Origin of the sequence: Bradyrhizobium sp. CCBAU 51753, assembly GCF_015291565.1 — a bacterium.
Taxonomy (GTDB): Bacteria; Pseudomonadota; Alphaproteobacteria; order Rhizobiales; family Xanthobacteraceae; genus Bradyrhizobium; species Bradyrhizobium ivorense.
This window is the reverse complement of sequence record NZ_CP030037.1, coordinates 3,477,170-3,500,739: the sequence shown is the minus strand read 5'-3', so window position 1 is coordinate 3,500,739 and position 23,570 is coordinate 3,477,170. Positions and strand designations below refer to the sequence as shown.

Sequence of the window (23,570 nt, the reverse complement as noted above, 5' to 3'; positions counted from 1 at the left end):
GATGGTCAGAATAAGGAGACGTTGTTGCAGCGCAGTTACAGGCGACCGGATTCTGAATGGACAGGAGGGCTGCCCGATACGGGAACATTGCCCAATATTTGATATCGAGGCGCAAGTTCCAGTCGATGTCCAGCGAAATCGACACCCATCGTTAGTTCCATGCGACCCGGCTCGACCGCGGAACATTCGTCTTCAAATGTTCCGTTTCACGCAGTGGCGAAATGCATCACCTGGCACCGGATCGCCACAGCGACCGGCGCTCGATCAAAATCGAGATCAACCTCCAGCGGATCAAGGCAGCGTCTGCGAGCGGAACCGGCAGCAGAGAGGCCGCCCCCTGACGCAGCGGCATTGCAGTTGCTTGCAGCAAATTGAGCGATGCCATCGATCATCTTTTGATGCTAGTGCGGCGTCGTCGGGCAACGCCCGCACCGGCTCAAATGAAGGTTCCGCTGTCGTTGCCCATGATACGATCAACATTGCTCTGCACGGCTCTGATGGTTCTCGCCCATGGTTCCGCGCGGGCTGAGGCCCCGCGTCCAAGTGTGCCGCGTCCAGGCATGATGAATTGCGCATCCGGGGTCAGTCCCGAGCAGCGACGACGCTGCGACGAGGAGGCCTTCCGGCAAGTCGAGTCCGGCAGTCAATCGACGCAGCTCGAGGGCGGATGGCGATTGGTGAGAAGCAAAGATCCCGAAGGCGGCGCCGACGCCATTTCGGTAATGCATGTCGTCGACAGCTCAAAATCGGACCCGCGCCTTGCCGGCTTGAGCCTGCAATGCGGACGCGACGGGATTGACGTCGCGCTCATTGTCCTCGAACCCTTGTCGCGTTCGGAACGGCCGACCGTGGCCTTGGCGGCGGGAGGAAAGCGCGCGGAGTTCGAAGCATCCGTGGTCCAGGGCGGCGCGGCACTACGGCTGCCAGCGGACGCGTCGAAGCTTGCGGCCGGCGACTGGCAGAGCGCCGCCGACCTCTCGGTCGAAATCGCGAGCAAGCCGAACGCGATCCTTGGTGTGGTGCCGATCGGCGGATTGGCGGCGGCTCTCAGCTATCTGTCGCAAAACTGCCATGCCAGATAGGGTGGTGGCGGGAACCTCCCCGGTTCCCCTTTGTGAAGAACGTGCTCGCTCGACCAGCAGCGATTGGCCACGCGTGTTGGCGTCGCGTATTCCCATATGCGATAGTCGGGGCTGGCCGCCTCATGTCGCGGTGAAATCATTCCCGCCCTGTTCCCAGCCCAGGTTCGAAGTCTCGCATTTGACGGTCGCCTCTTCCCTCCTCACGATATTATTGGCTGCGATCCCGCCCCTGATCATCGCAAATGGCGGTTTCGCACAGCATGCGCTCGCACTCGTCGCCGCTGTCATCCTGGCCGCGGCAGTCAGAGGTGCGGACGCTGAACTCACATCGACCGCGCAGCTGCTGAAGCGATTTTCAGTCACGATCCTGGTCCCCGCTATCTGGATGATGGTGCAGATCCTGCCGTTGCCATTCTCGTCGCTGGTAAATCCGATCTGGTCGGCGACTTCGATCGCGCTGAACGAACCCTCGCTACGCGGCCGCATCAGCCTTGATCCGGGCGCTACATTCGAAAGCCTGTTTGTCTATCTCGTCTACGTGTCGCTGGTGGTGTCGACCGTCATCATTTGCAGGGATCGCCACAGAGCCGAAACGATCCTGTTCGTGTTGTGTGCAGTGACGACCTTCATGTCGCTCGAAGTCGTGCTCGGCCGGCTTGATTGGTTCGCCGCCATGACTCCCGCCACAGATGCCCCGATGAGTCCGTTCCCCGCAGCAGCCGCGCTGGCCACGGTCGCCAACACCGCGCTCGTTGCCCGGGCGCTCGAAAGACACCTGCACCGACGGGACATCCGCAATCTGGCCTCTATCCGGCTTTGGCTCGGAGTCCTTACCGGCATGTTCGGAATTGTCGTGGGGATCATCGCGATCGCGGCCCTGGCGCGATACACTCTGTTGGTGGCGGCTGGCTTCGGACTGACTGCGATCGCCTTCATCGCCGCGGTTCGCCGCCTCGGATTTCGCTCGTGGCCGTCCGCGGTCTTGTTTGCAATACTCGTAACGATCGTCGGCGCTCTCACTGCGCCGCGCTTGCAGTCCGGCGGTTCGAGCCTGCTTGGACTTGTCACGTTCCCTCAAGAAACAGTGGCCCTGGCAGGGCGCCTGCTCTCCGATGCACCGTGGCTGGGAAACGGAGTCGGAACATTTTCCGTGGCGTCTCGGGCCTATCAGGGCGTTGATGCCACAGAGCAGGTTGTCCCCCCTTCTACGGCGATCCTGGTCGCGATCGAGTCGGGGCGACTGGCGCTCGTGATCCTGGCAGGCTTCGCCGCCCAGCTTTTTGTCTTTATGTTTCGCGGCGCCGTTCGGCGAGGACGAGATTCCTTTTTCGCATCGGCCGCCGCCGCCGGCGTTCTGATCGTGTTCTGCGAAGGCTTCCTTGACGCAAGCCTCGCGAGCCCTGCGACGAGGATCATCGTTGCCGTCATGATCGGGCTGGGACTTGCACAATCGGCCGGCCGAACAAGCGGCCTCAAACGCTAGAGCATGATCCGGAAAAGTGTGAAGCGGTTTTCCCTCGCGACAAACGCGAAGCGTTTGCGCGGAGATCATGCTCAAACAAAGAGCTAAAGCGCGATGATGATTCAACCTAATCTGGTCGCGCTTTAGGCGAACCTTGTGGTCGCGCAACAGAATGCCTTTACATTGAACCGCACATTGAACCGCGCCTGAGCTCTCGACCGGACATGGCCTCATTGAGCAGAATTCGCATCCCCCTGATGGCACTGGCACTGACCGTCGGATGTTATGTCGTGGTCTCCGCCGTAGTGCGGACGACCGCGCTGGATCGCGCGGCATTTCCATCCGATGCCGCCAAGATCAGTTCGCCCTGGGACGGAAAGGTTCCATTCCTGTCGGAAATGCTCTCGCCTTTCAAATCGGAGCTGGAAAGCAACCACGCTTTGATCGTCGCGCTGCAGGCCATCGAGGCCGGCCGGAAAAAGCCGACGACCGTGCAATCCGCCCAGTACACCGACGCCATCCGCCGGGTCAGGCAAACGCTATCGATCTCGCCGTACAATCCCGAACTGTGGCTCGCGCTGGCGCTGCTTCAGGCTCAGCGCGACCCGCACGATCCCATCGTGTTCGAGGCGCTGAAGATGGCTTATTTTACTGCTCCAAACGACACACGGTTTGTGCCGGTGCGGCTCGACGTCGCGGGCCGATTTGAGCTGCTTGCCGACCCGGACATCAAGGACCTCGCCCGGAACGACATTCGGCTGATCATGACCCGCCGGCCGGAGCTGAAGCCGGCGATCGTGTCGGCCTTTCGCCGGGCATCGGACCGCGGCAAGGCTTTCCTGCAAGACGCCGTTCAGTCGATAGATCCGGCGTTCGTTCCGATGCTGCGTGGCTAAAAAATCGGCGGGGAACGATCACGAATTCAGCCGGCTGACCGGCGGCGCATGCGAGAACGAGGGCGGTGCCAGCTCTCATCGGCCGATTCACCGCCATTTGAATCCGGCTTAATACTGAAACACCAGATCGGGATTGCGCGGATTCACATAGCGGACGTAGGTCCGGTTACGTCCATAGTAATAGTGTGGCTCGTCGCTCCTGGTGCGCGGATCGAACGTGTAGGGATAGGCCTGCTCGAGCGAGCGGTGCCGAACATAGACCGGGGCGGGGCAGCCGCATTGCGGGCCGCAATAAGGGTTCGGCCCACGGTCAATCTGCAGCACCGCCGAGCGCGCTTTCCGCGGATGGACCGCATAGTCGGCGGCGAACGCCGGCGCGGCCGAAATGATCATCGTCGAGGTGAGTACAACCAGACCGGCATAGGATCGTGACATTGCTTCTGTCCCCCTGATCACAATTGGACCTTAGGTGCTCGCGCCGAGACAAGCAACCGGACAAATATTCCGACCGAAGGTTGGACGAAGTGTGACCAGGACGGGGCCACGCGACTGTCGGCGCCCTGCCTTGCCGGTGCGGCTTGATCGAGCCGACGGATGGCGACGGCCCAGAGCATGATCCGGAAAAGCGTAAAGCGGTTTTCCGAAAAGATCATGCTCAAACAAGGAGCTAAAGCGCGATGACGGTTCAACCCAATCTCATCGCGCTTTAGGGGCGCGATCGAGACAGCTCCCAAGCCTTACGCGATATCCCGTGCTCTAAATCGTTCGAGCGTCGGCTGGCTGTCAGACGATGCGCGCCACGACTCAGGAAAGCTCGAGCCGCTTTGCGAGGATACATAGCGACCATACATCATGTAGTGCGCGCGAAGCTTGCGCGATCGCCATGCACGCGTCGCGTAGCCAAGGCAGAATCCGAGCAGAAAAGACACCGCCAAGATCAAGGCTGGAAGCATTTTTTAGGTCCTGTGCAGCTCAAGGATATTTCCACTTCTGGGCTATGACGTCATCATGATTCCCGCTCCGCACGACCGGTCACCCACTCAAATTATTGTGCAGGGCAACACGCTGCAGATGCGCCAGGCCGCAAACTCGCCAAATTCCTACACAGTTGGTGTAACGCCCGGTAAGCCTCATTCACCGAGACGTCTGGAATCCGCCCTGCAAGCAGGCGACAATCCAGCGCACTTGCGCGGAGCGACCCGCGGGGCGCTTGCGCAGGGTCCATGGTAAGACTATGCAATTCGTGATCCGACGCGGAGCTCAGACGCTTGGCGGGCGTAACCCAACACGGTGACGATCGGAATGCCGAGCCACGCTTGCTCCTCGACCTCTATAGCGGCGCCTTGTGTCGGCCCAGCCGGGCCCGCGAGCGTGTGTGCGCGCATTTCACTTCGCGCCGCGCCAGCAGGTCTGCGCATGGTTACTCTCATGATGTCGTACCTGGACCTCTTCGGCGCGTGCCTTGGCACTCCAACAAGCGCTTGCGAATCTTGATTCGCGAGACCGCGCTCCCGGTTGGAGCCCATCAGAGCTAACATGTTCCGATCCTTTCGCGAGAGCCCCCGCCGCAAGCTCCTGTCACCGCGCCGATCTCACCCATCGAGGCACAAGCCGCGGCTGCCCGACGGGGTACGCATCTATGCGATGAGCGATATTCACGGTTGCGCCCATTTGCTGAAGCAGATGCTGCGGGTGATCGACGCCGACGTCGCGCGGAGCCGTCCACGTCACGCCATCGAGGTGTACATGGGTGACTACGTCGACCGTGGCCCGGACTCACGAGCCACCCTCGATATCCTGATCAACCGAAGCCGCCGGGGCAACACCGTCTTCCTGAAGGGAAACCACGAGGTGTTTCTCGGCAACGTCTTGCGCAATCCGTCGCTCCTGACCGAGTGGCTCCACGTTGGCGGGTTGTATACGCTGATGTCCTATGGGTTGGCGCCGTCCAGTGCCCCAGGAGAAGAGGAGCGACAGGCTCTGGTGCGAGATTTGGCGCGCGCGATGCCGCGCCAACATCTGGAGTTTCTCGCCAGGCTGCGCCTTACATTCAGCTGCGGTGATTTTTTCTTCGTCCATGCTGGCGTCCGCCCGGGAGTGCCGCTTGCCGAGCAGCAGGAGGCAGATCTGCTCTGGATCCGCGAGGAGTTTCTGCGAAGCAAGCAAAATTTCGGCAAATACATTGTGCACGGCCATACACCGGTGCAGATGCCCGAACTGTTGGACAACCGTGCCAATATCGACACGGGTGCCTTTGCGACCGGCAACCTCACATTGTTGACGATCCAGGGCAGCAGCATGCTCGCCGTCTAAAGCGCGGTGACGATTCGACCCGATCTCATCGCGCTTTAGGTAACGTCATCGTGGCGGCGGCTGCGCCGCCGGGACGTATCTAACCCCTCGGGAAGTCGCCGTTGGCGACGCCAACTGCCACGGGAAGGCGTTGCCCCTCACTGTGGCTGCACGGCGCTTCGACCTCAATAGGCGTCCTGGTACATCAACGCGGTCGCCGTCCGGATGAGGATCCGGATGTCGAGCCAGATGCTCCAGTTGCTCACATACCAGACGTCATATTCGACGCGCTTTTCCATCAGATCGATGGTCGGGGTCTCGCCGCGGAAGCCGTTGACCTGAGCCCATCCGGTCAGGCCCGGCTTCATGTGGTGCCGGTACACATATTTGCTGATCAGCTGGTCGTAGTAATTATCGTGGGCCAGCGCGTGCGGACGCGGACCTACCAGTGACATCTCGCCGCGCAGCACGTTCCAGAGCTGCGGCAGCTCGTCGATGCTGGTCCTGCGCAGGAAGCGTCCGACCCGTGTCACCCGCTTGTCCTGCCTGGTGGCCTGCGTGACATTGGAGCCGTTCTCGGCCACGGTCATGCTGCGGAATTTCCAGATCTTGAACGGCTTGCCGTTGAAGCCGCGGCGCGACTGCCGGAAGATGATCGGGCCGGCAGTATCGAGCTTGACGAGCAGCGCGGCGGTAACGATCAGCGGCGCCAGCATCAACAATGCAAAGGACGCCAGCCCGATGTCGAGGCAGCGCTTCTGGACCCGCTCGAACACCGTCAGCGGCGGCCGCTGGATTTCGATCGCAACGGTTCCGCTGACCGGCAGGAACGGCCGGGAGACCAGGTCGGCGATCGGAAAATCGGGCAGCAGCCGGATCGGCTGCGGAACCACCCGCAGGTGCTGGCTCAGCTTCTGCAGCATCGGCAGCTCGTTCCAGTCGATCGCCACAAGATATTCGTCGACATCGGCGGCGCGCGACTGCCTGATCACGTCGGCAATCTGCTCGCTCCAGGCCGCATCGTCCTGGTCCGGGCCCACTGTGAGCACGAAATGACGAACGACGTCGAACCCGTGCCTGCGAAGGTCCTTGAAACGGCTCGACGTGAAGTCCAGCGAACGCAGGCTGAGCAGGATGACCTTGCGGTCGATCAGCCTTTCCTTGGCGAAGGCCGATGACAGGCAGTAGCGCCAGATCACCCGGTGCGTGACAAGTCCGACCGCCCCGATCACAGTGAACAGGATGATCGTGCCGCGCGACAGGTTGGCGGTCGATTTCAGGAGGAAGGCCGCGACGGCCAGCGTCGTCAGCGCGAACAGCCAGGTGAAGACAACCTTTCGCGATTGCCATAGCGTATCGAGCAATTTGTGGTTGTCATACGCGCCCTGAAAATAAGCAGCCACCACGAATACCATGCCGACAATCAGGCCGGCGCCGACCGAATTGTCAGGATCGGTCGGCGAATTCATGAACTCACGATAGAGAGCGCTCGCCGCCATGTAGCAGAGCAGAATGAGAAGAAAGTCGCCGGCGATGATGAAGAGCTGGAACGGTCTCTGCAACGACGTCCCGCGGTTCGACGTGGTTATGCGGAGCCCGTCAGAGCCATACGTTGTTACAGACATCTCGAACCTCATCATCACATCAACGGCCGCGCGCGGCGTGAAAGAAAACGGACAAAGCCAAAATGTCGGGTGAAAAAAGTGACTCGGCTATTGCGAAACGATCTAACACCAAAGCCTTGATTGGGACGTGTGGTTCGCGAGAGCGCGGGCGCAAGGTGTTTACTAAACGCAGCGACATTGTGGCGTCGCACCAGGAAAATCAATTCACTCTTCGCATTGCAAACGTATGACGCGCACTGCGATCACAGCATGATGCATGAGCAATCAATTCGTGATGCGCGATTGTTCAGCGCGGGCAAGGAACCTACGCGCCATCAGCGTTGTGCAACGAAAAGCGACCGGTTGCACGACCGGCATCATGCAGCTGACACGTCCTTGAGCAACCGCCCGCTGCACGCAGCACTCGCACGCGAAAGAAAGATCTGTTGATTCTTTTTTCGAGCGTGTGGTTCCTTCCACACACAGCCTTGACGTCAGGACGCCCGCGCTGGGTCGTCGACCAGGAGGAACCTTTGGCGGTCAGCGGTTCCACCGAACTGGAATGTAAAGTCTTGCGGCCGAAACACGGCGAAAGCAGACACGGTCCCGATATGGAACGCCTTGCGAGACGATCGCATCCAAAATCGCCTCGTCCTTAGCTGAGAATGGGCAAGTCCTTTTTGCGCGCATTACGCGCACTCTCCATCCACTGCAACCACGCACGATCGTGCTTGCTGTACAATTCGAGCCAACGCTGCGCCGGCCCGCTGGCCGGGCGGCCGCTGGGGTCCCACAGCACGTGCCCGGCATCGTGCAGATCCGACAGATGATCGAGCCGCTCGAACTCGAAGGTCTCCTCAAAAGTGAGACCGATCAAAACGCGCCGGCCGTCATCGTCGATGAAATAGCGCCGTGGCGAGTTCCTCCTGAGGTCATTCATTTTACGGGAACTCGTTTTGCGAGCGAGAAGCAGGCTCGAGCCGCAAGCCGCCGCCGGGCTGATCCGGGCGGGCAGGCAACGGCGATCGGGGTATTCGCGGAACGACCAACACCCGGTTCCCCTCAGCCAGTTCGACCGACCTGACGCGTTTTCGAGACAGCGGCCATCGCCGGCGGCAACACAGGCGTCCGCGCATGATCAAGCCGACGCGTGACTGCGGCCGTCATCACAAGGCGCGAGCCTGCTGCGCGATGGCCGGCAAGGCTGGAATGCTAAGGCTGGAATGCTTGTGCGATCGCCAGGCCCGAAGCGCGTAACGGCGAACAAGCCCACCGAGAACGTCGTCAACGAGATCAGACCACCAAGCATGTCCATCTTCCCAATTCGTCCCGCTTTCGCATCTACAGTCCGAAGTTGTGACCACATCGTGATTCAGCGCGCCGAAAGATTGTTCATCTGCCAAATTCTTTGTGCAGCCCAACGGCGCAGAACCGATCACACGCGTGCATGTGGGTTGCTTCCTCACGAGAAGAACCATAGCGCAAATTTCAGGAACATCGTGCTCAGCAGATAGATCCATCCCGTAATGGCAAGAACGACCAGGCCAACAAGGACGCCGGCAAGACTCTTCTCTTTCAACTGCGTCAGCAGAGGAAACTTGAATCGATAAAACATGTATCCGGCTCGCCCCCAAGTCGACGATCAGACGTACTCATCAAATTCGATCATCTCATGACGGGCTGTCGCGCAGTCACACGGCACCATGCGCATGTCGAACGATCACATTCACAATTGCGCGTACACAGACGCTTGCGCGCACACAGGCGCTTGAATCATCAAGGCGCTCGCCGAAGAGCCCTATTCCGGTCTGTGGCGATGGCCAGAATGTTCGTGACTGCTCAATGTCGCGGATCATGCGCGCGCCGCACGCCATTGGCCAGCATGGCTCGGCCGACGAGACCGATAATGTCGGCGGACGCGACGAACGCATCAAACTCGAGGTCGTCCGGCGCCTCTGCCGCCGGCATGATCGTCACCATGCCCAATTTGATCGCACGTGTGCATGCAACTCGCTCAGGCGCAGCCGCGAGGCGGTACACATTCAACAAGTTCCATTTCATGTCCTCGCGGTCACGCGATGAACAAACCTTAACTTTGACATGTTCTTCGCATTCTTCGGATGGCAGGACGCTTAGCAGTCACGACATCCTTCGCTTTCCTCGATTGGTTGTCGCAAATGTAGGGGAAGTCATGCCTTACAATCTGGCCGAACGGATTTTGGTGACTGGCGGCTCAGGGTTTCTTGGTTCGCACCTCTGCGAGCGTCTGCTTGCAAGCGGCGCGGAAGTCCTTTGCGTGGACAACTTCTTCACCGGGACACGAAGCAACGTCGAGCATCTTCTCGATCATCATCGCTTCGAGCTGTTGCGTCACGACGTAACGTTCCCGCTCTATGTTGAGGTCGACCAAATCTACAATCTGGCCTGCCCGGCTTCTCCCGTGCATTACCAGCACGACCCGGTTCAAACCACCAAGACCAGCGTGATCGGCGCCATCAATATGCTCGGGCTGGCCAAGCGGCTCAAAGTGAAGATCCTGCAGGCCTCGACCTCCGAGATTTATGGCGATCCTTCAACGCATCCTCAAACCGAAGCGTATTGGGGGAACGTCAACCCGATCGGGCCCCGCTCGTGCTACGACGAGGGAAAACGCTGTGCCGAAACCCTGTTCTTCGATTATCGACGTCAACATGGCATGCCCATCAAGGTTGCGCGCATCTTCAATACCTATGGACCGCGCATGCACCCGAACGACGGTCGCGTGGTTTCGAATTTCATCGTCCAGGCGTTGCGTGGGCAGGACATCACGGTTTACGGCGATGGCCTGCAGAGCCGGGCGTTCTGCTACGTCGACGATCTGATCGATGGGCTGGTGCGCCTGATGCAGTCGCCTGACGAGGTCACCGGACCATTGAATCTCGGCAATCCGCATGAGATCACCATGCGCGAGCTCGCGGAACTGACGATCGAATTGACCGGCTCTCACTCGAAAATCGTCCATCGTCCGCTCCCGCAAGACGATCCGCGGCAACGCCAACCTGACATTTCGCGCGCCAAGGCCATGCTCGGGTGGGCGCCACGGACGGCGATCCGCCAAGGTCTCGCACGCACGGTCGCCTATTTTGAGGGACTGCTCACGGATGCCGACGGCCGGCTCGCTCATGGTCCGTCGAGGCGTCCGCATGCAGGCAGCCGGGGCATCGCGATCCCGGCAACTTAGGTAACCGGGCCAGGACCGAAGGGTCCGGCTCGGCCTGATGCACGGCGGCGTCCGGCCTCATGGTGACGCGCGAGCCCGCGCCGTGGCCCGCGGTGACTCCTCGCGCGACAAGCACGGTTGCCCCGCTCGCTGCGAAAGCTTAGGATCGCGGCGATCCGGCGGAGCCAAGGTCATGTCGCTCGCTTGCACCAAGGCCTGACATGCGCATAACGATGGTCGGGACAGGTTACGTCGGCCTGGTCTCCGGAGCCTGCTTTGCCGATTTCGGCCATCAGGTCATCTGTGTCGACAAGAACGCCGACAAGATCGCGGCGCTCCATCGCGGTGAGATTCCGATCTTCGAGCCGGACCTCGACCGCCTGGTGGCGACCAATGTCGGCGCCGGCCGCCTGACCTTCTCGACCGAACTCGCCGACCCCGTCAGCAAGTCGGACGCGGTGTTCATCGCGGTCGGAACGCCCTCGCGGCGCGGCGACGGCCATGCCGACCTCAGCTATGTCTACGCCGCCGCGCGCGAGGTCGCGGCGAGCCTCAAGGATTTCACCGTCGTGATCACCAAGTCGACGGTGCCGGTCGGCACCGGCGACGAGGTCGAGCGGCTGATCCGCGAGGCCAATCCCGCGGCCGACGTCGCGGTCGCATCCAATCCGGAATTTCTGCGCGAAGGCGCCGCGATCCGCGACTTCAAGCACCCCGATCGTATCGTCGCCGGCACCGACGACGAGCGCGCGCGCAAGGTGATCGCCGAAATCTATCGCCCGCTCTATCTCAACCGGGCGCCGGTGATGTTCACCGGGCGGCGCACCGCCGAGCTGATCAAATATGCGGCGAACGCCTTCCTCGCCACCAAGATCACCTTCATTAACGAGATCGCGGACCTCGCCGAGAAGGTCGGCGCCGACGTGCAGGAGATCGCGCGCGGCATCGGCCTCGACAACCGGATCGGCACCAAGTTCCTGCACGCCGGTCCCGGTTTCGGCGGATCGTGCTTCCCGAAGGACACCCGCGCCCTGATCAAGACGGCGCAGGATTACGAGGCGCCGGTCCGCATCGTCGAAGCGGTGATTGCGGTCAACGAGAACCGCAAGCGCGCGATGGCCCGCAAGGTCGCCGCCGTGTTCGGCGGATCGCTGCGCGGCAAGACCGTGGCGCTGCTCGGCCTGACCTTCAAGCCGAACACCGACGACATGCGCGAGTCGCCGTCGATTCCCTTGGTCACCGCGCTGCAGGATCTCGGCGCCACCATCAAGGCTTATGACCCCGAGGGCATGGAGCAGGCGCGCAGCGAGCTGTCCGACGTGACCTACTGCGACGGCCCCTACGAATGCGCCAAGGACGCCGACGCGCTGGTGATCGTGACCGAATGGGAGCAGTTCCGCGCGCTCGACCTCGCGCGGCTGAAGCGGGAGATGGCCTGCCCGGTGATCGTCGACCTCCGCAACATCTACCGTCCGGACGAGGTCACCGGCCACGGTTTTCAGTACGAAAGCGTCGGCCGCCGCTCTCGGCCGCAGATGTAACGAGCCCTTTAGACGCGGTGATAGTCGCGATACCAGGCGACGAATTTCGCCACGCCGTCCTCGATCCTGGTCTGCGGCCGGAAGCCGATATCGCGCGCAAGGTCGGTGATGTCGGCGAAGGTTGCGGGCACGTCGCCCGGCTGCATCGGCAGCAGATTCTTCTCGGCTTGCCGGCCGAGCCCCTGCTCGAGCAGCCCGACCACGTGCATCAGCTCTTCCGGCTTGTTGTTGCCGATATTGTAGATCCGCCACGGCGCCTTGCTCGTGCCCGGATCGGGATGGTCGCCCGACCAGGCGGGATCACCCTGCGGCGCACGGTCGAGCAAGCGGACCATCGCTTCGGCGACGTCGTCGACATAGGTGAAGTCGCGGCGCATGTTGCCGTTGTTGAACAGATTGATCGGCTGTCCCTTGGTGATGGCGTTCGCGAACAGATAGAGCGCCATGTCGGGCCGATACCACGGCCCGTACACGGTGAAGAAGCGCAGGCCGGTGGTCGGCAGCCGATACAGATGACTGTAGGAATGCGCCAGCAGCTCGTTGGCCCTCTTGGTCGCCGCATACAGGCTGACCGGATGATCGACATTGTCGTGGACCGAGAACGGCAGCTTGGTGTTGGCGCCGTAGACCGACGAGGACGAGGCGAACAGCAAATGCCGGCACGCATTGTGCCGGCAGCCTTCCAGCACGTTGAGGAAGCCTTCCAGGTTGGAATCCGCGTAAGCATGCGGGTTCTGCAGCGAATAGCGCACCCCGGCCTGCGCCGCGAGATGAACCACAACCTCGAAACGGTGGCGCTCGAACAATTCGCGCATCGCCGCCCGGTCGGCCAGATCAACCTGCAGGAAGCTGAAGCCGGCCCCCTGATTGAGGCGATCGAGCCGCGCGCGCTTGAGCGCGGGATCGTAATAGTCGTTGAGGTTGTCGACGCCGACGACGGGCTGCCCTGCCCGCAACAGATGCTCGACCAGGTGAAAACCGATGAAGCCGGCACACCCCGTGACCAGCAGATTGCCTTGAAGCGCTAAGCCTTGGATCGCCATATCTCTGCTCGCACCCTCGCCTGCGGGCTCGCGACCGCCACCGACACGCGGGGTCACGCGAAGCGCACCTGCGCATCAACATGGCGGACGAAGGACGCGGAACTTGGTAATCGGGCGGCGCGGCCGGTTCAAGGCTTGAAATCGGGAAACCGGCTCAGCACCGCGGCTTTCATGAACTTGAAATGCGAAATTTCGGTCGCCAATTCCTTCAGGCGGCGCTGCCCGTTCAGGATCTCCTTATCGAAGAGATCCTGGTGGTAGTTGTCGAGCGCCTCACGCTCCAGATATTCGTCGGTGCCGTTGCCAAGCGTCACGGCCGCGCGGGCCAGCACGTCCTCGACCCGGCGGCTGAGCCCGGCCTGCTCGCTTTCAGCCGCCTCCAAAGCCGCGTCGATCGCAGCCATGATCGAGCCGATCCGGCCGCGGTCGGTCTCGGCATCCCGCTCCGGCGAGCGCGCCTTGAAGGCCTCGCCGCCAAGCCGCGACTTGACGAGGTTTTGCGCGCGGGACTGCAAAAACAGCTGAAACATCTGGGCAAAATCCGATTCAGGCCTGGTCGGTCTGCGTCTTCCAAAATCACCCGGCCTTAGTTAAGGACTGGTAAATTCCGCTCCCGGCGCCCGCGTAGGTCGGCGATCCATCGGAGCCAGGCCACGTCGTGCTTGCCGTACAGTTCGCGCCATCGCCGTTCCGGGTTCGACAGCGGTTGATCGGGCCCCGCGCCATCCCGCTGCAGCACCTGGAAGCTGGCCTCGAGCCGTTCGAATTCCGAGGTCTCCTCACGGGAGAGACCGACCAGAACACGGTGGCCATTGCCGTCGACGACATAACGCCTGGGCGCGTTACTGGCCGGATCACTCATCGTGCGACACCTCTCGTGCGACCGAGGCTGCGTTCCGCGATCATGCGTCAGGCCACGCTAGTGGTCAAACCTGCGCTCGCCCCGCATGATCCTCTCGTTCTCGTCCAGATAGTAGCTGTGCAATTTGCCCAGGATCAGGACAATTGCACCAGCCAGGATCACGATCAGCACGGTATGCAAGCAACTCACTCCACCGAACACTACACAACCTTGACGCGCGCTGATGTGGCTTACTCGTTGGCTCAATCCGATTGATCAGCAAGTGTCATGCCAATCGCAGTTCACCGACGAGTTCGATCCATTCGATCTAGAACGCGCGCCGCGGATGGCCGAACGTGCTGCTCTTGGCGTTCGGCTTCGGCGCGCCGCCCGACGACATCTGATACGGCGCATACATCTGGTAGTGGGCACGGCGCTTGTGGGAGCGCAAGGCACGCATCCAATAGCCGGCGAAGAATCCCGCAGCAAACGCTGCTGCAAGGGTGAGGAGAGCAGTAGCCATCGCAGTTGTCCCGGTTCGGAATTTTAGTTTGTTGAACTTAGAGTCCGAAGATGTGACCACATGATGGTTCAGCGCGCCGAAAGATTGTTCATCGGTTGAATTTATTGTGCAACCGAGCGCTGCAAAAGTGATCAATGCAAATGATGCCGATTCTCAGGAAAAGAACCAGAGAACGAATCTAACAAACATCGAACTCAGCAGATAAATCCATCCCACCATCGCGAGCACCGTCAGCGCGACGAAAGCGCCGGAAAGCCCCTTCTCCTTGAACCGCAACAGCAGCGATATCTTTTCCGGTTGAGACGACATGGTGAAGCTCGGGTGCAACGATTCGGGTGTCCTATCAGTCAAATCCGATAGTCTCGTGACGCAATTGTGCGCAAGCCGGCCCGCTTCGAGTTGCGAGTCGGAAAAGCAAAATCGATCTCGACGCTAGCGTTGAGAAACAGCCCCTCGAAGAGATCTGCAATTCAACCTGACTGATCGTGGTTACCGGAGAGACGGAGCTGATGCTTCGACAAGCTAGCGGCGATCATTCCGAAGCGATGTGAGCGCGTCCACACCTCAGCATGCTTAAGCGCGCGGCGTGTTGGAATGCGCGACATGCGCACCGGAATCTCACCTCGGCAACGAACGGCGGCATTGCACATGCTACGGCGGGCGGGCGCGGTCCGGCCTGACGCACGCAGCAAGCCCCGGCGGGGCCCACGGGCGACGGCAAATCCGGCCAACAGCCCCCTTCCGCAGGTAAAATCTGTGCTAGAGCTTAGGCTTGGGGCAACCCTCAATCCTGAGGCGAGAGGTGAGATGAAGGGGATAATTCTTGCGGGCGGAACCGGGACACGGCTCTATCCCGTGACCACGGTGGTCTCCAAGCAATTGCTGCCGGTGTTCGACAAGCCGATGATTTACTATCCGCTGTCGACGCTGATGCTCGCGGGAATCAAGGATATCCTGATCATCACCACGCCGGAGGATCAGCACCTGTTCCGCCGGCTGCTCGGCGAAGGCAGCGAGATCGGCCTCAAATTCTCCTATGCGGCGCAGGAGCGGCCGCGCGGCCTCGCCGACGCCTTCGTGGTCGGGCGCGAGTTCGTCGGCGACGACAGCGTCGCCCTGATCCTGGGCGACAACATCTTTTATGGTCACGGGCTGGGCGACAAGCTGAAGCGGGCCGGCGACCGGGCCAAGGGCGCGACGATCTTCGGCTACACGGTATCCTCGCCGCAGAGCTACGGCGTCGTCGAGCTCGACGCGCGGGGCCGGCCGATCTCGATCGAGGAGAAGCCGGCGCATCCGAAATCGGATGTCGCGGTGACCGGCCTGTATTTCTACGACAACACCATCCTCGATATCGCGGCCTCGGTGAAACCGTCGGTCCGCGGCGAAGTCGAGATCACCGACGTCAACCGCGTCTACCTGGAACGCGGCGAGCTCTCGGTCGAGATGCTCCATCGCGGCTTTGCCTGGCTCGACACCGGCACGCACGCCTCGCTGGTCGAAGCCAGCCATTTCGTCCAGATCCTGGAGCAGCGGCAGGGGTTGCGGATTGCCTGCATCGAGGAGATCGCGCTGCGGATGGGAAACATCACGCTCGATCAATTCCACGATCTGGCGCAGCGATCGGCCAGGAGCAGCTATGGCGAATATCTGCTGTCGGTCTATCACAGTTTCGCGAAGTCGCAGCGATAGCGGTGCTCGGGCATGAGCCAGAACCGATCAACGATCTTCGTGACGGGCGGAGCCGGCTTCATTGGTTCCGCCGTGATCAGGCATTTTCTCGACACCACCGATGTTGCGATCGTCAACATCGACAAGCTGACCTATGCATCCAGCCTGGATTCGATTCCGCAGGCCGCGGCGCAGTCGGCGCGCTATGCGCTCGCCGCAACCGACATCTGCGACGGCGCGGCGCTGCAGGCGCTGTTTGCCCGCTACCGGCCACAGGCCGTGATCCATCTCGCCGCCGAAAGCCACGTCGATCGCTCGATCGATGGTCCGCAGGCGTTCATCACGACCAATATCAACGGCACCTTCACGCTGCTGCAGGAGGCACTGCGCCACTGGCGCACGCTGACGCCGGCGGAACGCAGATCGTTCCGCCTGCTGCATGTCTCCACCGACGAGGTGTTCGGCTCGCTCGGCCCGGAGGGTGCGTTCACGGAACAAAGTCCCTACGCGCCGAACTCGCCCTATTCCGCCAGCAAGGCCGCATCGGATCATCTGGTGCGCGCCTGGTGCGAGACCTACGAGCTGCCCTGCCTGATCTCGAACTGTTCCAACAATTACGGGCCGTATCAGTTTCCGGAGAAGCTGATCCCGCACATGATCATCAAGGCGCTCGCCGAGGAACCGCTTCCGGTCTATGGCGACGGGCAGAACATCCGCGACTGGCTCTTTGTCGAGGATCATGCCCGCGCGCTGCATACCATCCTCGCGCATGGGCGGATCGGCGAGACCTACAATGTCGGCGGCCGCAACGAGCGGACCAATCTCGATGTCGTCGAGACCCTGTGCGGGCTGCTCGACCGCCAGCAACCGTCAGACCACGGCGCACGGAGCCGGCTGATCTCCTTCGTGACTGACCGCCCCGGCCACGACCGCCGCTACGCGATCGACGCCACGAAGCTCGAACGCGAACTGGGCTGGCGTGCGACCGAGAACTTTGACAGCGGGCTCGCCAAGACTGTCCGCTGGTATCTCGCCAACAGGCCTTGGTGGCAGTCGATCCAGAACTCCGGCTATGAAGCGAAACGCCTCGGGCTTGCGGCACCGGACCGGCGATCCGGGGCCTGAGAATCCGGCCACCCAGCCGACCAGGGCCCCTCACGGATGGGGCCGGCAGCTGGCGTCGGCCGCTCCGCTACATGCGGAAGAACGAGAACCAGATCACGCCGAGGATCAAGACGGCGAGGCTGGTCGAAGCCGTGAGCAGCGCGAGAACCGAAGGGCCCGGCTCGGCCTGACGCGCTTCGGTCGGGGTTTCGATGGTCTGGCCGTGTCGTTCCATAGCCATGGGGATTTCTCCGCTTAAGTACCTGTTATTCCGGGCAATTGCCCGCTCCCCTTCGAACAGCCAACGCACCATCCGGTGCGATGTTCCGGCTCCACAGGCCCCTCGCCGGCATGGCGCGCTTGCGTCAAACGGGCGCAGCACCAAACCACGGTTAACGCCGTTGCGAGATTCACCGGGCCCTGTTGTTTCAAACTGGGGTTCCCGGTGTTATCCTTGACCGTTCCGTCGGTTGCGTAATCGGAGTTTTGCCATGGCCCCCCGCGCCAACTGGAAGGGCTTTTTGCGCCTTTCGCTCGTGACCTGCCCGGTTGCCCTGTACCCGGCGACGTCGGACACCGAAAAGGTCTCGTTCAACCAGATCAACCGCAAGACCGGCCACCGCATCAAATACGCCAAGGTCGACGCGGAGACCGGCGAGGAAGTGGCCTCCGAAGACATCATGAAGGGCTACAAGGTCGACACCGACAGCTACATCGAGATCACCAAGGAAGAGCTCGACGACATCGCGCTGGAGTCGACCCGCACCATCGAGATCGACGAGTTCGTGCCGCGCTCCGAGATCGACAGCCGCTATCTGATCCGTCCCTATTATCTCGTTCCCGACGGCAAGGTCGGCCACGACGCCTTCGCGGTGATCCGCGAGACCATCCGCAGCCTGAACAAGGTCGCGATCGGCCGTGTGGTGCTGACCAACCGCGAGCACATCATCGCGCTCGAGCCGCTCGACAACGGGCTGATGGGCACGCTGCTGCGCTACCCCTACGAGGTGCGCAGCGAGAAGGAATATTTCGACGACATCCAGGACGTGAAGATCACCAAGGACATGCTGGATCTCGCCAAGCACATCGTCGAGCAGAAGTCGGCCGAGTTCGATCCGGAGGAGTTCGAGGACCGCTATGAAGAGGCGTTGATCGAGCTGATCAACCAGAAGCGCAACGGCATCAAGGTGACGAAGCCCGCGGCGAAGGCCAGCGGCAACGTCATCAACCTGATGGACGCGCTGAAGAAGAGCCTCGCCAACGAGAAGGAGGCGGCGCCCGCCGCCAAGGCGGCAAAGGGCAAGAAGCCGAAGAAGCGCGCCGAGGGCCAGCGCGAAATGCTGCTGCCGATCTCGGGCAGCGGCAAGCGCGAGCCCAAGGAAGCGGCAAAACCCGAGCCGAAGAAGGCCGAGAAGCCGGCACGCGCGCAAGGCACCGCTGCGCGGAAGAAGGCGGGCTGATCGGAGCCCGCGGCGGCAAACCATGATCGCGATTTGCCGCCTCTAAGATGCCCTGGTCGACGCCCTTCGACGAACCGATCGCGCTGCGGCGCGGCAGCCTCGTGACGCTGCAGCAGGCGGCCGACTACATCATGAAACTGCCCGAGGACGCCCAGCAGGAACCGCGCTGGCAGATCGCGGTCGAGCACCTGATCAATGCGGCCGAAACCGGCGGCGGCTGGCTGATGTTCGCGCGCATCGCAATGCTGCGCGCGTTGAACGGCGACGGCGACGACTAGGCTAAATCGTATTGCGGTTGAACAGCCGCGCTTACTTCAGCGCCGAGCTGTAGGACTGGAAGCGGCCGGCCACATTGAGGCCGATGCCATTGACCACGGCGACGATCACGATGCTGATGCCGCCTGCAATGACCGCATATTCGATGGCGGTTGCAGCGCCCTCATCGCGCAAGAATCCTGCAAGCAACGCACGCATGAAAAGCTCCTGTCGACGCCTGCGGTTTTCGCTCGCGCCGTAGAAATATTCCAGCAAAACTAGGTCACATTGGTTGACGCCCCATTGATGGACAGGATGAACGATCGCTTAACGGTTGTACGGAATCACGTCACATCCTTCATGATCCGGCCGCATTCAGCCAAGCCTGCTCAGCAATTGGCCCGCATCCTTGAGGTCCGGCAGATCGACGCCGTCCGGAAATCCACGATAGACCGAAAGCAGAACCGTTCTGGCCTCCTTATTGCGGTTTTCCGAACTCCGCAGATTTGCCAGATCGTATGCGGCGCGCAATTCCCATAATTTGGCGTCCTGACTTCGTGCGCAACTCTGTGCGGCCTGGAAGCAGCTTTCCGCCTGTAGGCGGTTGTTGGGAGCCAGCTTCAGCAATATCTCGCCCCGTATTCTGTGCGCTTCGGCGGCCCACCAGCAGTCACCGGTTCGCTCCACCTCCTTGATGGCCTCATCCGCGTAGCCCAGCGCGCGATCCCCGTCACGCGTCCCGGCATAGGCCTTGGCGAGGCAAGAGAGATTGAAGCCACTCTGGAAATTCGCCCCTGTCTTTCGATGCGCGGCGAGCGCCTGCTCCATCAAGGCAATCCCCTCGCTGTCGTTCCCGCTTTCGATGAAGGTGACGGCTCTCAGAATGTTGGCCCGCGAGACGTGATAGGGACTGCGCTGCTCGGTCGCGATTGCGAGGCCTTCATCGATGGCCGCGATTGCAGCCCTTGGATCGCGTGTATGAATGCGAAACCGGGCCTCCGCCAGCAGGGCTGACACCAGTGTGAAGGGATGCGAGCGGCTTCGCGCGTCCTTGATGGCGGCCGCGATCGCTTCGGTCGCCCGCTCGATCTCGCCGAGATACAGATAGGCCAGGCTAAGCCAAATCAACGAAAATGACTGGATATGATGGCTAAGCATGCCGATGGGACGGCAGGCCGTTTCGTCGTAGAGCGAAAGGGCTTTCTCGAGATGAAATACTGCGTCCCTAAACCTGCCGATATGCAGGCAGGCAGTTCCGGACAGATGATGCACGATCGTGGCGCCCAGTCGATCGTTCTGCCTTTGCAGATACGGCTCGAGAAGACGCAGGCTTTCCATCGACTCCGATCGCATCAAACGGTAATTGAACAGCCCCCAAAGTGCGCGCAGGCCCTCGAGCGGATGAATGGATTCATCGATGAGCTCGCGCGCTTTCAACAGGGCGGCTGCGACTTCGGGCGAGGCGAATCCTCGGGTCTGAATCAGGGTGTCGCCCAGCGCGTTCTGCACCCGGCCCTCGAGTTGGCGACGCGTCGCGTCGTCCTCGATCTGCGAAAGCAGGCCCATCGCCCGTTCCACGTGCGCATGCGCCTCCGCAGCGGCTGACCGATCGAGCGACATCCGGGCCGACCTCAGCCAAAACCCGATAGCCTTCACGAAAGCGCCGGCCTCGGTGCAGTGATGGGCGAGCACGTCCGGATTGCGCTCCAGCATTTCGCGTGCTTCGCCTTCAAAGACCTCTACGATGCGAGCGTGCATCTGCTGTCGTTGACCCTTGAGCATGGTGGCATAGGCCGCCTCCTGCACCAGCGCATGCTTGAACGTATACATTGCGTGCGGAGCCGTGCCGCGCCGTCGTACCAACTCGGACGCGACAAGCTGGTCGAGCATCGGATTCAGTTCCGCATCGCTCAAGTTGCAGACGGCTCGAAGCAACGGATAAGAGAACTCGCGTCCCAGTGCCGCTCCGGCCTGCACGACCGTGCGCAGATGTGACAGCCGATCCAGCCGGGCCACCAGAGAGGCCTGCAGCGTGCCAGGCACGGAGAGAACCGGCGATCCTTCCGCGAGAACGTAAGCGCCATCCCGTTCACGCACGATGTTGCTCTCCAGGACGGACTTGGTCATCTCCTCGACGAACAGGGGTATGCCATCGGTTCGCGAAATGATCTGTTCAAGCAGGCACGATGGAAGTTCTGCTTTCGCCACGCTGCGAATGAGAGCCGCGTTGTCGCGACGGCCGAGCTTGTTCAGCGTCAGGACCGTCACATGTGACTGACCGAGCCAGGGCGGAGCAAATTCCGGCCGGTAGGTCACGATCAGCAGAACGGGAAGCGTGCGGATGCGATCAACGAGAATATCGAACAGTTCGAGACTTGTGGGATCTATCCAATGCGCGTCCTCGAATTCGATGAGTATCGGCTTGCCGGCCGCAAGGCTCGCGATCCGCTCGATGAATCGCTCTATGATCAGCTCCTTTCGCCGCTGAGGACTTGTCGAGAGAAACGGAGATTCGGCATGCCTTCCGAGGCAGAGCAGGTCGGCAAACAACGCGGCGTCATTGCCTGGCCCCTGCAACATGGCGGCGAACAGCGCCTCCAGCTTCCCGAACTTGACGGCGTCGTCATCGCCGGCCGCGAAGCCAGCCGCATGTTCGAGCTCACCGATGACCGGATGCAGCGCGGTGCGGGTTCGATGCGGTGAGCATTGAAAGCGTAGACAATGGTGCGCGCCGCTCTTGAGAGTCTCCCGGAGGGCGAAAACGAGGCGGGATTTTCCGATACCGGGCTCTCCATAAATCAGCACGACCCGACCTTCGCCTGTCCTGGCCTGTCGCCAGCGCCGCTGCAGGAGCACCAGTTCCTCCTGGCGCCCGAGCAGCTTGAGGGGTCTGGAATGCAGGGCTTCGAAGCGGCTTGCGGTGGCGCTTTCACCAAGCACCCGCCAGGTCTTGATCGGCTCGACGCTGGACCTCACACTGAATGCTGCAGGTTCACCGTAGTTGAAGAGGTCGCCGAGCAGGCGGTGCACGCCGGCTGAGATCACCAGCGTGCCGGGTGGGGCGCACGCCGCAAGTTCAGCTGCCAGCGGGAGTGCACCACCGATCGCCGTATGATCGGCCGTAAATCCGAGGTCATGAAAATCGCCGACGACGGCGAGGCCGGCTGCAACACCGACGCGCAGCTGCGGCGATTTTTGCTGTAGCTTGCCGACCGTTCCGACGGACTTGATTGCCGCCAGTCCCGCGAGCACTGCCCGTTCTGCGTCATCTTCGCGGGCACGCGGATAGCCGAAATAGACCACGATCTCGTCGCCCAGCGACTTGGCGATAAAGCCGTCATGGGCGGCGATGACTTCCTTGATTTTGCCATGGCACGCCGACACCGGTTCCAGCAGGCTCTCCGGATCCCGGCTTGAGCGAAAATCGATGTCGGCCAGTTTGCAGACCATGACCGACAGTTGCCGGCGTTCAGGCCCGCTCGCGTCGTTGAGCGGCTGTTTCGCTCCGTCCGTGCCGTCCGTGACCAGGTCGATCTTCGGATCCCCGCATCGTTCCTGTACCTCGCCGACGAAGCGAAATCCCTTGCGGGCAAAGGTACGGACAAGGTCCTGCCGCTCGCCGCTGTCACCGATGGCGGAACGGACGGCCGCGATTTGACTGCTGAGCGTGGATTCCGAAACGATGCGGCCATTCCACACCGCCGCAAGCAGGCCGTCCTTGCTGACGACGCGTTGTCGGTTTTGAATGAGATGGAGCAACAGGTCGAAGGTTTGCGGCTCTGTTCCGACGAGAACGGTGCCGCGCCGCAATTCCCGGCAATCGGTATCTAAAACAAAATCCCCAAAAACATAGATCATTGAAATTGACCGGGGTGCGCTTTGCAAACAAAACCAGCGAATTCCCAAGGCAAAGCCAAGCCTATCCCAAAGACGGGCGCGTTCCCACGGGTTTAAATGACCCCGCCCCCAAGCATGGAGGTGGCCGATGGACGCACTTCTCACCGCAATAGCGATCTGGATTTCGACCAACTACGGGCTTCCCGCCGATTTCGAGCATCCTCGCATCGAGCGCGCCCCCTCGGTTGCAATGGCAGGGTTACGAGAGAAAGGTCTCGTTTCACCGTTGCAGCGCGAAGCGTCCGTCCTCGAGACCCAGGATGATCCTCCGCGCGACGTCATCGCGGTGTACAACGATCGGACAAGGACGATCCATCTTTCGGACCGATGGTCCGGCCGTACGCCGGCAGAGCTGTCGGTTCTCGTTCACGAGATGGTCCATCATCTGCAGAACGAGGCCGGCGCCGCGTACGAATGCCCGGCAGAGCGCGAGAAGCTCGCCTATCAGGCGCAGGACAAGTGGCTGAGCCTGTTCGGCACAAGTCTCGAGAATGAGTTCAAGATTGATGGATTTACGCTGCTGATTTCGACGTCGTGCGCAATGTCAATGGGCCTTCATTAGCAGAAGGCGACCGCTTGGCTCCTCCTGACCGGGGCTGCGCTGCGGTTGCTGGTCGACGGGCCTGCTCCCCTCTGACCGCATCGTTCCGCCGGCCAGCAAGGGCGCCGGCCCCGCCATCGCTCGCAAACGCATATCAGA

26 protein-coding genes are annotated in these 23,570 nt (G+C 61.5%); 11 read left to right on the top strand and 15 right to left on the bottom strand.

The window, feature by feature from the left end; genetic code table 11:
• Positions 1-206 precede the first annotated feature (206 nt).
• A complete protein-coding gene (locus XH93_RS15520; RefSeq protein WP_194474191.1) occupies positions 207-392 on the bottom strand; it encodes a hypothetical protein in 186 nt (61 codons plus the stop codon).
• 171 nt (positions 393-563) lie between these two features.
• Here XH93_RS15520 and XH93_RS15515 point away from each other — a divergent pair, with 171 nt between their 5' ends.
• The 3 genes from XH93_RS15515 (at position 564) to XH93_RS15505 (ending at position 3,440) form a co-directional block, all read left to right on the top strand.
• On the top strand, positions 564-1,082 hold the full coding sequence (locus tag XH93_RS15515) for a hypothetical protein (RefSeq protein WP_210340489.1): 519 nt from the start codon (positions 564-566) through the stop codon (positions 1,080-1,082).
• A 178-nt stretch (positions 1,083-1,260) separates the two neighbouring features.
• Entirely contained in the window at positions 1,261-2,565 is a 1,305-nt protein-coding gene (locus XH93_RS15510; RefSeq protein WP_194474189.1) for an O-antigen ligase, read from the top strand.
• 284 nt (positions 2,566-2,849) lie between these two features.
• Complete coding sequence (locus tag XH93_RS15505; protein ID WP_210340488.1) at positions 2,850-3,440, top strand: hypothetical protein; 591 nt, start codon at positions 2,850-2,852, stop codon at positions 3,438-3,440.
• 108 nt (positions 3,441-3,548) lie between these two features.
• On the opposite strand, the gene XH93_RS15500 is transcribed toward XH93_RS15505, so the two are convergent.
• Positions 3,549-3,875 (bottom strand): hypothetical protein, encoded by a 327-nt coding sequence (locus XH93_RS15500; protein ID WP_194474187.1) that lies wholly within the window; start codon positions 3,873-3,875, stop codon positions 3,549-3,551.
• A gap of 1,209 nt (positions 3,876-5,084) precedes the next feature.
• Here XH93_RS15500 and XH93_RS15495 point away from each other — a divergent pair.
• The gene (locus tag XH93_RS15495; RefSeq protein WP_229173195.1) at positions 5,085-5,753 is read left to right on the top strand and encodes a metallophosphoesterase family protein; all 669 of its coding nucleotides are present in this window, start codon (positions 5,085-5,087) and stop codon (positions 5,751-5,753) included.
• Between the two features lie 164 nt (positions 5,754-5,917).
• On the opposite strand, the gene XH93_RS15490 is transcribed toward XH93_RS15495, so the two are convergent.
• The 4 genes from XH93_RS15490 to XH93_RS41895 all read right to left on the bottom strand — a co-directional run bounded on the left by XH93_RS15490 (position 5,918) and on the right by XH93_RS41895 (position 9,397).
• Positions 5,918-7,294 (bottom strand): undecaprenyl-phosphate glucose phosphotransferase, encoded by a 1,377-nt coding sequence (locus tag XH93_RS15490; RefSeq protein ID WP_246799629.1) that lies wholly within the window; start codon positions 7,292-7,294, stop codon positions 5,918-5,920.
• Between the two features lie 697 nt (positions 7,295-7,991).
• The gene (locus XH93_RS15485; RefSeq protein ID WP_194474185.1) at positions 7,992-8,276 is read right to left on the bottom strand and encodes a hypothetical protein; all 285 of its coding nucleotides are present in this window, start codon (positions 8,274-8,276) and stop codon (positions 7,992-7,994) included.
• Between the two features lie 522 nt (positions 8,277-8,798).
• Complete coding sequence (locus XH93_RS15480; RefSeq protein WP_194474184.1) at positions 8,799-8,951, bottom strand: hypothetical protein; 153 nt, start codon at positions 8,949-8,951, stop codon at positions 8,799-8,801.
• A 224-nt stretch (positions 8,952-9,175) separates the two neighbouring features.
• The gene (locus XH93_RS41895) at positions 9,176-9,397 is read right to left on the bottom strand and encodes a hypothetical protein (protein WP_210340487.1); all 222 of its coding nucleotides are present in this window, start codon (positions 9,395-9,397) and stop codon (positions 9,176-9,178) included.
• 130 nt (positions 9,398-9,527) lie between these two features.
• Between XH93_RS41895 and XH93_RS15470 the strand changes: the two genes are divergently transcribed.
• Positions 9,528-10,556 carry a UDP-glucuronic acid decarboxylase family protein gene (locus tag XH93_RS15470; RefSeq protein WP_194474182.1) on the top strand — a complete coding sequence of 343 codons (1,029 nt, stop codon included), beginning with the start codon at positions 9,528-9,530 and terminating at the stop codon, positions 10,554-10,556.
• Between the two features lie 200 nt (positions 10,557-10,756).
• Positions 10,757-12,076 carry a UDP-glucose/GDP-mannose dehydrogenase family protein gene (locus XH93_RS15465; RefSeq protein WP_194474181.1) on the top strand — a complete coding sequence of 440 codons (1,320 nt, stop codon included), beginning with the start codon at positions 10,757-10,759 and terminating at the stop codon, positions 12,074-12,076.
• An 8-nt stretch (positions 12,077-12,084) separates the two neighbouring features.
• Here the strand turns inward: XH93_RS15465 and XH93_RS15460 are convergent, their stop codons facing one another.
• From XH93_RS15460 to XH93_RS15440, 6 genes are all read right to left on the bottom strand, one after another.
• Complete coding sequence (locus tag XH93_RS15460) at positions 12,085-13,119, bottom strand: NAD-dependent epimerase (protein ID WP_194474180.1); 1,035 nt, start codon at positions 13,117-13,119, stop codon at positions 12,085-12,087.
• A gap of 128 nt (positions 13,120-13,247) precedes the next feature.
• Complete coding sequence (locus XH93_RS15455) at positions 13,248-13,649, bottom strand: hypothetical protein (RefSeq protein WP_139482351.1); 402 nt, start codon at positions 13,647-13,649, stop codon at positions 13,248-13,250.
• Between the two features lie 56 nt (positions 13,650-13,705).
• Positions 13,706-13,981: a hypothetical protein gene (locus XH93_RS15450; RefSeq protein WP_139857561.1), complete on the bottom strand. Its 276-nt coding sequence runs from the start codon at positions 13,979-13,981 to the stop codon at positions 13,706-13,708.
• A 57-nt stretch (positions 13,982-14,038) separates the two neighbouring features.
• Positions 14,039-14,161, bottom strand: coding sequence for a hypothetical protein (locus XH93_RS42740; RefSeq protein WP_256436620.1), 123 nt, complete (start codon positions 14,159-14,161; stop codon positions 14,039-14,041).
• Between the two features lie 127 nt (positions 14,162-14,288).
• On the bottom strand, positions 14,289-14,483 hold the full coding sequence (locus XH93_RS15445) for a hypothetical protein (RefSeq protein ID WP_194474179.1): 195 nt from the start codon (positions 14,481-14,483) through the stop codon (positions 14,289-14,291).
• A gap of 153 nt (positions 14,484-14,636) precedes the next feature.
• Entirely contained in the window at positions 14,637-14,792 is a 156-nt protein-coding gene (locus XH93_RS15440) for a hypothetical protein (protein ID WP_194474178.1), read from the bottom strand.
• A gap of 498 nt (positions 14,793-15,290) precedes the next feature.
• Here XH93_RS15440 and rfbA point away from each other — a divergent pair, with 498 nt between their 5' ends.
• The gene (gene rfbA, locus XH93_RS15435) at positions 15,291-16,175 is read left to right on the top strand and encodes a glucose-1-phosphate thymidylyltransferase RfbA (protein ID WP_194474177.1); all 885 of its coding nucleotides are present in this window, start codon (positions 15,291-15,293) and stop codon (positions 16,173-16,175) included.
• 12 nt (positions 16,176-16,187) lie between these two features.
• Entirely contained in the window at positions 16,188-17,279 is a 1,092-nt protein-coding gene (gene rfbB, locus XH93_RS15430) for a dTDP-glucose 4,6-dehydratase (RefSeq protein ID WP_194474176.1), read from the top strand.
• Between the two features lie 67 nt (positions 17,280-17,346).
• Here the strand turns inward: rfbB and XH93_RS15425 are convergent, their stop codons facing one another.
• Positions 17,347-17,499, bottom strand: a complete 153-nt coding sequence (locus tag XH93_RS15425) for a hypothetical protein (RefSeq protein WP_194474175.1) — start codon at positions 17,497-17,499, stop codon at positions 17,347-17,349.
• Between the two features lie 250 nt (positions 17,500-17,749).
• On the opposite strand from XH93_RS15425, the gene XH93_RS15420 reads away from it, so the two are divergent.
• Entirely contained in the window at positions 17,750-18,718 is a 969-nt protein-coding gene (locus tag XH93_RS15420) for a Ku protein (RefSeq protein ID WP_139482346.1), read from the top strand.
• A gap of 47 nt (positions 18,719-18,765) precedes the next feature.
• On the top strand, positions 18,766-18,996 hold the full coding sequence (locus XH93_RS15415; RefSeq protein ID WP_194474174.1) for a hypothetical protein: 231 nt from the start codon (positions 18,766-18,768) through the stop codon (positions 18,994-18,996).
• Positions 18,997-19,027: 31 nt separating this feature from the next.
• Here XH93_RS15415 and XH93_RS15410 read toward each other — a convergent pair whose 3' ends face one another.
• The gene (locus tag XH93_RS15410; protein ID WP_139858558.1) at positions 19,028-19,192 is read right to left on the bottom strand and encodes a Flp family type IVb pilin; all 165 of its coding nucleotides are present in this window, start codon (positions 19,190-19,192) and stop codon (positions 19,028-19,030) included.
• 156 nt (positions 19,193-19,348) lie between these two features.
• A complete protein-coding gene (locus tag XH93_RS15405) occupies positions 19,349-22,831 on the bottom strand; it encodes an AAA family ATPase (protein ID WP_194474173.1) in 3,483 nt (1,160 codons plus the stop codon).
• Positions 22,832-22,958: 127 nt separating this feature from the next.
• Here XH93_RS15405 and XH93_RS15400 point away from each other — a divergent pair, with 127 nt between their 5' ends.
• On the top strand, positions 22,959-23,432 hold the full coding sequence (locus XH93_RS15400; protein WP_194474172.1) for a DUF6647 family protein: 474 nt from the start codon (positions 22,959-22,961) through the stop codon (positions 23,430-23,432).
• The last annotated feature ends 138 nt before the right edge of the window (positions 23,433-23,570 follow it).